The organism is Micromonospora sp. MH99 (assembly GCF_021442385.1).
Classification (GTDB): domain Bacteria; phylum Actinomycetota; class Actinomycetes; order Mycobacteriales; family Micromonosporaceae; genus Micromonospora.
This window is the reverse complement of the sequence record NZ_MUZA01000122.1, coordinates 1-9,133: the sequence shown is the minus strand read 5'-3', so window position 1 is coordinate 9,133 and position 9,133 is coordinate 1. Positions and strand designations below refer to the sequence as shown.

Genomic DNA, 9,133 nt, shown 5'->3' with positions numbered 1-9,133 from the left:
GCGGGTGCGGCGAGCCGCGCGTACGCGGGCACCGCCACCTCCGGCCGGCCCCTCACCCGCCGGCGGTCCCTGCGCCGCCGCACGCCGCGCCGGAGCCGCACGCCGCGCCGGAGCCGTTCACCGGGACGGCTGCTGCCGCCGGGAGAGGTTTCGGGGTGACGACGCCGGGTAGCCACGGCCGACTCGGACCGGTATCGACGGGGGGCACGGCGTGGGCTTCCGAAAGCGCGACGGCGAGCTGCCGGGCGACCCGCAGCACAGCGAGGACGAGGCCGGCCAGGTGCCGTTGGTGCAGGTCGAGGCGGACACCGAAGTCCCGCCGCCGGCCGATACCGACGTGCCACCGGACATCGTCACCGAGGACAACAGCTCGGGGATGACCGGCGGCTCCTCCGGCAGCAGCGGCGGCGGGTCGAGCATGCCGGGGCACCCCGACGCGACCCGCCGATCCGGGCGTACGACCTAGCGGCTCGCCAGCGCCGCCCGCGCCTCGGTCATGCCCTTGTTGGCCAGACCGTCGGCGCGCTCGTTCTCCGGGTGACCGTTGTGCCCCTTCACCCACAGCCAGGTGACCTCGTGCCGCTCGCAGGCCGCCTCCAGCCGCTGCCACAGGTCGGCGTTCTTGACCGGCTGCTTCGCGGCCGTGCGCCAGCCGTTGCGCTTCCACGACGCCAGCCAGCTCGTGATGCCGTTGCGCACGTAGGTGCTGTCGGTGTGCAGCTCGACGGTGACCGGCCGGTTCAGGCTCTCCAGGGCCTGGATGGCCGCCATCAGCTCCATCCGGTTGTTGGTCGTCGGGGTGGCCTCGCCGCCGCACAGCTCCCGCTCGTGGTCGCCGTAGCGCAGCAGCGCGCCCCAGCCGCCCGGTCCGGGATTGCCGCTGCACGCCCCGTCGGTCCAGATCTGCACGCCCCTGCCGGCCGCCGCGTCCACCATGGCAGGCAACCTACCCGGCGGCGACCTCGCGCCGACCCGTCGGGGGCCGCCACGCCGGGCCGGAGGCGCTAGGGTCGGGCCGATGGACCGGCATGTCGCGTTCGATCGTCTGCACAACTTCCGCGACCTCGGTGGTCACCGCACCGACGACGGGCGAACGGTCCGCTGGCGCCTGCTCTACCGCTCGGACTCGCTGGGCAAGCTGGCGGGCGCCGACCTGGACCGGTTCCGCGCCCTCGGTGTCGGCACGGTGATCGACCTGCGGTATCCGTGGGAGATCGCCGCGCGGGGCCGGGCGCCGCAGATCGACGGGCTGACCTGGCACAACCTGAGCGTCGAGCACCGCCCCTACGACCAGGCGACGATCGACCCGACGGTCGACCCGTGGCGCTACCTGGCCGACCGCTACGCAGAGGTCGCCGAGGACGGCGTCGCCGAGCTGCGTCAGGCGTTGGAGGTGATCGCCGCCACCGACTCGCCGCTGGTCTTCCACTGTGCGTCCGGCAAGGACCGCACCGGCCTGCTGGCCGCGCTGCTGCTGGCCCTGCTGGGCGTCGACGAGGAGCAGATCGCCGCCGACTTCGCGCGTACCGAGCTGGCCACCGAGCGCCTCATCGCTGACTGGCGGGCCCTGAACCCCGACCGTGAGCTGATCTGGCCCGGTTACGGTCGCGCCCCCGAGGCCGTCATCCGGCACTTCCTGGCCGACCTGACCGCCGCGTACGGGTCGGTGGTGGGCTACGCCTCTGACCGGCTCGGCGTGGACGAGTCGTTCACCGCTCGGCTGCGGGGGCGCCTGCTCACCGACTGAGGGAGGACTCGCCGCTGGCTGATAATCCTGCGCGCGATCGCCACCTGGTCTGCCAGAGTCGACGACCGTGGACGGGAACTGGGACGGCCTGCGGGCCGACGTACGACAGATGATCGACGAGCTGATCGCCAGCGGACGGGAAGCCGGGGTGCAGGTCGCCGCGTATCTCGACGGTAGGCCGATCGTGACGGTGCAGGCCGGGGTCGCCGACCGGGACACCGGCCGGGAGCTGCGGGCCGACACCCCGATCTGGAGCGCGTCCACCGGCAAGGTCCTCACCTCGACAGTGGTGCACGTGCTGGCCGAGCGCGGCGAACTGGACTACGACCTGCGGATCGTCGACGTGTGGCCGGAGTTCGCCCGGCACGGCAAGGATCGGGTCACCCTGCGGCACGCGCTCACCCACACCGCCGGCGTGCCGGCCCTGCCCGCCGACGTGACGCCGGAGGACTTCACCGACTGGGACCGTATGTGCGCCATCCTGGCCGACGCGGAGCCGATCGCGCCGGCCGGTGAGGTGAAGGCGTACCACGCGTGGACCTTCGGCTGGCTGGTCGGTGAGGTGGTCCGCCGGGTGACCGGCCGGCGCATCTCCCAGGTGCTCGCCGAGGACGTGGCCGGGCCGCTCGGCGTGGCCGACGAGCTGTACCTCGGGGTCCCGGCGGCCGAGCTGGGCCGGCTGGCCCGTGTCGAGGACCGCAACATGGCGGCGCTGTTCGACTACGCGAGCGCCAACCTGCCGAACTTCGACCGGGTCGCCCCGTCCGGCGTACGGCCGGGTGCGCAGATCGGCAGCCGCGCCGACGTCCTGGCGGCCGACGTGCCGGCCACCGGCACCATGACCGCGCGGGCGGCGGCGCGGATGCTCGCGGCGCTGATCGGCGAGGTGGACGGCGTCCGGTTGATCTCGCCGGCCCGGATGCGGGAGGCGGCGACGCTCGACGGGCCGCCCGGACCGGAGTGGGTGTTCGGGCAGGAGACGACCTGGGGCCTCGGGTACGCGGTGGACGACGACGGTTCGTTCGGCGCGGCCGGCAGCGGCGGCAGCCTCGCGTACGCGTACCCCGACCTCGGGTTGACGATCGCGGCGACGAAGACGTTGCTGGGGGCCGGTGACGGTGACCCGATGGAGGACGTGCGCGTGCTGATCCGCGACCGGGTGACCGCGAGTCGCTGACCGCCCCGGGTCAGGTTTCCGCGTCGCTGACGGGCCGGAGCGGCCCGCCCACCACGGCCGCCGGGATGGCCGGCGCGGGCCGGGCGGGCCGCAGCCGGTCGCGTACGCGGTGCGCCGCGTCGCCGGCCGTGGCGGCGATCATCGGCAGCAGTCGGGTGGAGTTCATGATCGCGATCTCCTCGGCGGGTGTGGTGACCCCGTCGAGGAAGCGCAGGACCCGCTCGGGCGGGTTGCGGTCGAAGAGCCGGTCGAAGAACTCGGGGCCGCCGACGCCGCCCCGGTCGAGCGCGCGCAGCGCCACCGCGTCCATCCAGCGGTGCCGGGCCGGGTACGCGGGCTTGGGCACCGGCGGCTGACCAGCGGCGAGCGCGCGGGCCACCTGGTCGGCCTGGCGGTACATGGCGGAGAAGGTGAAGCCGGTGGAGGGGCGGGTCGCGCCGCCGGCAGTGCCGAGGCGGACGACGCGGGCCGACGGTCGGGCGGCAAACGGCGCGTCGGTCATCGGGATCACCCCGTTCTCCACCTCGCGCACACGCAGCCCCGCCGGGTCGAGCCCCAGCAGGTCGCGGTAGTCAACCAGCGCCCTGTCGTACCCGGCGTCGGTGAGCAGACCGGGTGAGAACTCGGTGTACTCGACCAGGGCGTAGCGGTCACTGACCGGCAGCACGTAGCCGAAGGACACGCCCCGGGCGGGCTGCGGGGTGCGAAAGTCCATGAGCACCGCCCGCCGCGGGTCGAACGCCGGGCGGTCGGACTCCAGCCACCAGCCGCGGAAATGTTGCAACCAGATCGTCCGCCCCGCTCGCGCCGGTGGGCGGGGGCGGGAGTCGAGCACCCAGCCGGCCCGTACGACGCGCCCGTCGCCGGTGCGCACGACCACCCGGGCGCCGTCGTCGGTCACCGCCTCGGCCGGCGCGACGATCCGGATGGCGTCCAGCCGACGCTCGGCCTCGGCAGCCCGGTCGTAGACCGGGCCGGAGCGCAGCATGGCGTACCGCAGCGGGGTCAGGTCCAGGACGCGGCGCCGCGCGGGCGTCGCCACCTCGACCTGCCGCCAGCTCGCGCTCAACAGCGGGTCGAGGTCGGCGCTCGGGTCGCCCCAGAACGCCCAGGTGCGGTCCTGGCCGCGCCGGCGCACCGGGTCGACGACGGCGATCCGCAGGTCGCGGACGCCGTGCCGGTCCAGCGCGGCGAGCAGCAGCGAGGCGGCGCCCCCGCCGCCGAGCAGCGCGAGATCGACGTCGAGCGGGGCGGAATCGGTCACCGCACCACGCTGCCACACCGCCCCGGCCGCCGCACACGCCGCTCCGGCCTTGCGACCCGGAGCGGCACGGGCTTGACAAGCAACCATTCGGTTGCCTAACTTCTCAGGCAACCGAATGGTTGCGCTTTTCCGGGAGGGCGAATGGACGAGGCGTTCCGGGCGCTGGCCGATCCCAGCCGGCGACGGCTGCTCGACCAGCTCAACGCACGCAACGGCCAGACCCTGCGAGAACTCTGCGACGGGTTGCCGACGACCCGGCAGGCGGTCAGCAAGCACCTGTCGGTGCTGGAGGCAGCCGGCCTGGTGACGACCGTCCGGCGGGGCCGGGAAAAGGTGCACTACCTCAATGCCGCCCCGATCAACGCCATCGCCGACCGGTGGCTGAGCCGCTACGACCGGCAGCGGGCGGCCGCGCTCGCCGACCTGAGCACCGCACTGGAGGAACAGCCCATGGCAAGCCCCACGTTCGTCTACACGACATACGTCACCACGACCCCGCAGCGACTGTGGGCCGCGCTCACGGAGCCCGCGTTCACGCGCCGCTACTGGGGTGGGGTCGCACTGGTGTCCGACTGGCAGGTCGGGTCACCGGTGCTGTGGCAGGACGCGCCGGAGTGCGAGCCACGCGATCTCGGCCAGCGAGTGCTGATCGCCGCGCCGTACCGCCGCCTCTCCTACAGCTGGCACGGCTTCCAACCCGAGCACGCCGAGCACTTCGGCTGGTCCGCCGAGGAGTTGGCCGCTCGGCTCGGCGAGCGCCGCTCGACGGTGACCTTCGAGATCGAGCCGCACGGCCCCTCGGCCGTCCGGTTGACAGTCATCCACGTCGACTTCTCCCCGGACAGCGAGATGCACCGGGCGATCAGCGGTCAACTCGACGGCAGCGGGGGCTGGCCGGAGCTGCTGGCCAGCCTCAAGACCCTCCTGGAGACCGGCGATCCCATGCCCGAGCCGGCCCCGGCTGAGCGGGCCGGCTGAGCCGGCCGGCGGGCATTCCCTCCGTCGCCGGCCATACCTCGCCATCGGCTCAGCGACGACAGCCCGGCCCGAGCGGACATCGATCGGAGCACCGGCACCCTGGAGGCCGTCCGGGCCTAAGCGCTGCTCTCCCCCGCCTTCGGGTGGACACGTGACGGCAACGAAGGTTTCTCATTTTCACCTGATCGAGGTCCCAACCAACCTAGTGTTGGGCACACCGGTGCTAGTCACGGAGTTGGCCACCCGAACGACGTCCCACGCAGTCAGCGGACGAAAAGTGAGGGAAGACGCGTATGAAGGTCTCAACAGCACTCTGCTCTGCGGCGCTCGGCGTGGGCCTCGGCACGCTCCTGCTGCCGGGCGCCGCACTGGCCGACACCGTCGTGTCACCGGCCACCACCCCGGTCGGGGGAACCGTCGTTCTCACCGCGACGACCTGCAACCCGAAGTCGGGTGACGTCATCTTCCGGGTCACCGGACCCAACCGCGACCAGAACGTCCGATCCACCACCGCCGCCGCCGGCGGCGGGCTCAGCGCCGAACTGTTCACCGCCGGGTTCACCCTCGGCACGTACACGGTGGCCGCTACCTGCGGCGACGGCAGTTCGGCGGGCAGCGCCACGTTCACCGTCACCCCGATCGGGGGCGCACCGGCCGGCTCGGGCGGCGACAACCGCGACGGCCGCGACGCGGGCGCCCTCGCCGCCGGAGGCACCCTGCTCGGCACCGCCGCCGCGGGCGCGGTGGTCCTGTTCCGCCGGCGTCGTCCGGTGTCCACCGTCGCCTGACCGGCGACGCGCTCCATCCCTGAGGACGGATGCCCGTGCCGGTGACACCGGCACGGGCATCCGACGATCCCTACGGAGGCCGGCACGTGTGGAGGCGACGGACCCTGCCGGCGGTGGTCGCCCTGCTCGCCGTGTCCGGGCTGGGGCTGGTCACCGTCGGCCTCACCGCCGAACCGGCGCGGCCCCCACGCCCGCCGGCGAACGCACCGACACACACCCGGCCCACGCCGGACCTGGCGCCGCTCTCGCGCGCCGCGCCCGTCCGCGTCCAGATTCCGGCCATCGGTGTACGCGCGGAGATCGTCCCCGTCGGCGTGGACGCCGCCGGGGTGCTGGAAGTCCCCCCGCTGGACAAGCCGACCCTCGCCGGCTGGTACCGGCACGGGGTCAGCCCCGGAGAGACCGGCAACGCCGTCCTGGTGGGACACGTCGACTCCCCGGCCGGCCCGGCGGTCTTCTTCGACCTGGGTCGACTGCGCGCCGGCCAGGAGATCCAGGTCACCCGCGCCGACGCCCGGGTCTCCACGTTCACAGTGGACGGCGTCAGCGCGTACCCCAAGGACCGCTTCCCCAGCGGCCTGGTCTACGGCCCGTCGGACGCCGCCGGGCTGCGCCTGATCACCTGCGGCGGCCGGTTCGACGCCGGGACCGGCAACTACGTGGACAACATCGTCGTCTTCGCCACCCGCACCGCCTGACGCGGTCCAAATAGGTCTAGGAGGCATCATGCCCGACAGCTCCGACTACGCCCGCGCCCTCGACACAGCGGAGAAGATGCTGGGGTTCCGGCTCGAGCAGTTCCTCACCGCAGGCGAGGGCGAGCCGTCGAACGCCGCCGACTTCAAGCAGATCGCCACCGAGCACGCGTTCGGTGACGCCTGGCCACGCAGCGAAATCCTGGACACCCGTATGCGGGCTCTGGTGTCCGTCACTATCACAGCCTCGCTAGGGATCCTCGAGCCGCTACGTGGCCAGCTGCGCATCGCCCTCAACAACGGGGTAACGCCCGAGGAGATCGTCGAGGCGTTCATTCAGATCGCCGTCTATGCGGGCGTGGCTCGTGCCTTCGACAGCTACACGATCGCCGCCCAGGTGTTCGCGGAGCGGGCACAGTCCCGGGTCGGAGATGCGGCACCCGGCCGGTGACGACGGTTGCGGTGCGCGCTACCTGTCAGGACCGCACGCGCAACCCACCCCGCTGTCGGGCGCGTGACGCCGCTGGGCAGAATGCGGTGGCACCATGCCCTGCGAGCACCGTGGCCGTGACGGTGCGCGGGAGGGGGCGCGTCGTGGATCAGCGAGCGGTACGCGACCGGGCCGGTCGTGGTGTACGCGCCCTGGCCCGCCGACTGCTCGGCCGCCCCGGCGGAGAGGTTCCCTCGCCCCGCCGGTCCAATCCGGACGCCGTTGTCGACTGCGCCGTCTACGTCAAGGGTCGACGGGAGCCGGGCCGGCCACACTATGACGACGCGTACGTCCGTGCCCGCCGCAGCCGCGACGCCTTCGTCTGGCTCGGGCTGCACGAGCCGGGGCCGGCGGTGCTCGCCGCCGTGGGCCGTACCTTCGGTCTCGACGAGCTGACCGTCGAGCAGGCGCTCGCCGACGGGCACCGGCCCACTGTGCAGCGGCACGGGCCGGTCACCCTGCTGGTGCTGCGCACCGCCGGGTACGTGGAGCACGCCGAGCTGACCGACACCTCCGAGGTGATCGACACCGGCGACGTGATGGTGCTGCTCGGTGACCGGTTCGCCGTCACCGTGCGGCACGGTGCCGCCGGGGCGCTGCGCGACGTCCGCGCCGACATCGAGCGCCGACCGGAGCTGCTGGCCGCCGGCCCCTGGGCGGTGGCGTACGCGGTCTGTGCGCGCATGGTCGACACGTACCTGGAGGTGGCCGGGCACGTGGAGCGGGACCTGGAGCGGGTCGAGGAGGCGGTGTTCGCCCGCGACCGCTCGGCCGACATCCAGCACGTCTACCAGCTCAAGCGGGAGGTGGTGGAGTTCAAGCGGGCCGTGCTGCCCCTGCAGACGCCCGTGCGGATGCTGCTCGACCCGGGGGCCGACGGGCCGCCGCGCGCCCTGCACCGCTGGTTCGTGGACGTGGACGGTCGCCTGGCCCGGGCGGTGGACCGGGTGGCCGCGTACGACGATCTGCTCACCTCGATCGTCCAGTCCCGCCTGGCGCAGCTTGCCGTCGAGCAGAACAACGACATGCGCAAGATCGCCGCGTGGGCGGCCATCGCGGCCGCCCAGACCGGCATCGCCGGCCTCTACGGCATGAACTTCGACCACATGCCCGAGCTGGCCTGGCGCTACGGGTACGCCGGGGCGCTGGCCCTGATGGCGGCGGCGGCGCTCGCCCTGTACCGCCTGTTCCGCCGCTCCGGCTGGCTCTGACCCCTTCCTCCGCGATCTTGCACTTTCTGTCGCCGATACGCACCCTTTGCCGGCAATGCGGGGACAGTAAGTGCAAGATCGGCGCCCGGGTCGGGAGGGCGCGGAGCCTCTCCCGTCGGCCAGCGTTCGGGTGGGGGCTAACCTCGCCCGCGTGATGTGGCAGCGGTACGTGGCGATCGGCGACAGCACCACCGAAGGGCTCGACGATCCGGACGACGACGGCGGCTACCGGGGCTGGGCCGACCGGTTCGCCCTGGCGGTGGCGCGCGCCCAGGGCGGGCTGGAGTACGCGAACCTGGCCATCCGTGGCCGGACCACTGCCCGGATCCGCGCCGAACAGCTCCAGCCGGCCCTCGATCTCGCGCCCGACCTGGCCACCGTGGTCGCCGGCATGAACGACGTGCTGCGCCCCTCCTTCGACGCGGACCAGGTCGCCGAGGACGTCGCGGCGATGCAACGGGCACTCGTCGGGCAGGGCGCCACAGTCCTGACCTTCACCATGCCGGACCCGGCGCCGGTGATGCCGCTGGCCCGGCCGCTGCGGGGCCGGATGCTGGCGCTCAACGCGGCCCTGCGCGCGGCCACCGCGCAGACCGGGGCCACGCTGCTGGACCTGGGAGCCCATCCCGTCGCCTCGGATCCGCGGCTGTGGAGCGACGACCGGCTGCACGCCAACAGCGCCGGGCACGCCCGGATCGCCGCCGCGCTGGCGTACACCGCGGGGCTGCCCGGGTTCGACGACTCCTGGACGGCGCCGCTGCCGCCGGCGCCGCTGCGGCGCCG

Annotated in this window: 11 protein-coding genes; 9 read left to right on the top strand and 2 right to left on the bottom strand. The window is 73.4% G+C overall.

Translation table 11 applies throughout. The features are described from left to right. The first annotated feature begins 211 nt into the window (after positions 1–211). Positions 212–466: a preprotein translocase YidC gene (locus tag B0E54_RS31520; RefSeq protein WP_234591488.1), complete on the top strand. Its 255-nt coding sequence runs from the start codon at positions 212–214 to the stop codon at positions 464–466. Here B0E54_RS31520 and rnhA read toward each other — a convergent pair. Next, entirely contained in the window at positions 463–936 is a 474-nt protein-coding gene (gene rnhA / locus B0E54_RS31515) for a ribonuclease HI (protein WP_007459445.1), read from the bottom strand. The two genes, B0E54_RS31520 and rnhA, sit on opposite strands and share 4 nt — an antisense overlap. An 82-nt stretch (positions 937–1,018) precedes the next feature. Between rnhA and B0E54_RS31510 the strand changes: the two genes are divergently transcribed. Together B0E54_RS31510 and B0E54_RS31505 are read left to right on the top strand one after the other, a co-directional pair. Next, on the top strand, positions 1,019–1,747 hold the full coding sequence (locus B0E54_RS31510) for a tyrosine-protein phosphatase (protein ID WP_234591487.1): 729 nt from the start codon (positions 1,019–1,021) through the stop codon (positions 1,745–1,747). Between the two features lie 67 nt (positions 1,748–1,814). Beyond that, the gene (locus B0E54_RS31505) at positions 1,815–2,924 is read left to right on the top strand and encodes a serine hydrolase (protein ID WP_234591486.1); all 1,110 of its coding nucleotides are present in this window, start codon (positions 1,815–1,817) and stop codon (positions 2,922–2,924) included. A 10-nt stretch (positions 2,925–2,934) separates the two neighbouring features. On the opposite strand, the gene B0E54_RS31500 is transcribed toward B0E54_RS31505, so the two are convergent. Then, positions 2,935–4,206, bottom strand: a complete 1,272-nt coding sequence (locus B0E54_RS31500) for a lycopene cyclase family protein (RefSeq protein ID WP_374109336.1) — start codon at positions 4,204–4,206, stop codon at positions 2,935–2,937. A 123-nt stretch (positions 4,207–4,329) separates the two neighbouring features. Here B0E54_RS31500 and B0E54_RS31495 point away from each other — a divergent pair, with 123 nt between their 5' ends. From B0E54_RS31495 to B0E54_RS31470, 6 genes are all read left to right on the top strand, one after another. Then, entirely contained in the window at positions 4,330–5,166 is an 837-nt protein-coding gene (locus tag B0E54_RS31495) for a metalloregulator ArsR/SmtB family transcription factor (protein ID WP_234591484.1), read from the top strand. Between the two features lie 293 nt (positions 5,167–5,459). Next, entirely contained in the window at positions 5,460–5,954 is a 495-nt protein-coding gene (locus tag B0E54_RS31490; RefSeq protein ID WP_234591483.1) for a hypothetical protein, read from the top strand. A gap of 29 nt (positions 5,955–5,983) precedes the next feature. Continuing rightward, a complete protein-coding gene (locus B0E54_RS31485) occupies positions 5,984–6,652 on the top strand; it encodes a class F sortase (RefSeq protein WP_255787989.1) in 669 nt (222 codons plus the stop codon). Between the two features lie 28 nt (positions 6,653–6,680). Continuing rightward, on the top strand, positions 6,681–7,100 hold the full coding sequence (locus tag B0E54_RS31480) for a carboxymuconolactone decarboxylase family protein (protein WP_234591480.1): 420 nt from the start codon (positions 6,681–6,683) through the stop codon (positions 7,098–7,100). Positions 7,101–7,243: 143 nt separating this feature from the next. Then, positions 7,244–8,350 (top strand): magnesium and cobalt transport protein CorA, encoded by a 1,107-nt coding sequence (locus B0E54_RS31475; protein WP_234591479.1) that lies wholly within the window; start codon positions 7,244–7,246, stop codon positions 8,348–8,350. A 154-nt stretch (positions 8,351–8,504) separates the two neighbouring features. Further along, on the top strand, positions 8,505–9,133 hold a 629-nt coding region (locus B0E54_RS31470), incomplete at its 3' end, for an SGNH/GDSL hydrolase family protein (protein WP_234591477.1).

Bases quoted from the DNA above. Each gene is read 5' to 3' on its own strand.
- rnhA (WP_007459445.1), bottom strand. From the start codon at position 936: ATGGTGGACGCGGCGGCCGGCAGGGGCGTGCAGATCTGGACCGACGGG.
- B0E54_RS31510 (WP_234591487.1), top strand. From the start codon at position 1,019: ATGGACCGGCATGTCGCGTTCGATCGTCTGCACAACTTCCGCGACCTC.
- B0E54_RS31495 (WP_234591484.1), top strand. From the start codon at position 4,330: ATGGACGAGGCGTTCCGGGCGCTGGCCGATCCCAGCCGGCGACGGCTG.
- B0E54_RS31490 (WP_234591483.1), top strand. From the start codon at position 5,460: ATGAAGGTCTCAACAGCACTCTGCTCTGCGGCGCTCGGCGTGGGCCTC.
- B0E54_RS31485 (WP_255787989.1), top strand. From the start codon at position 5,984: ATGCCCGTGCCGGTGACACCGGCACGGGCATCCGACGATCCCTACGGA.
- B0E54_RS31480 (WP_234591480.1), top strand. From the start codon at position 6,681: ATGCCCGACAGCTCCGACTACGCCCGCGCCCTCGACACAGCGGAGAAG.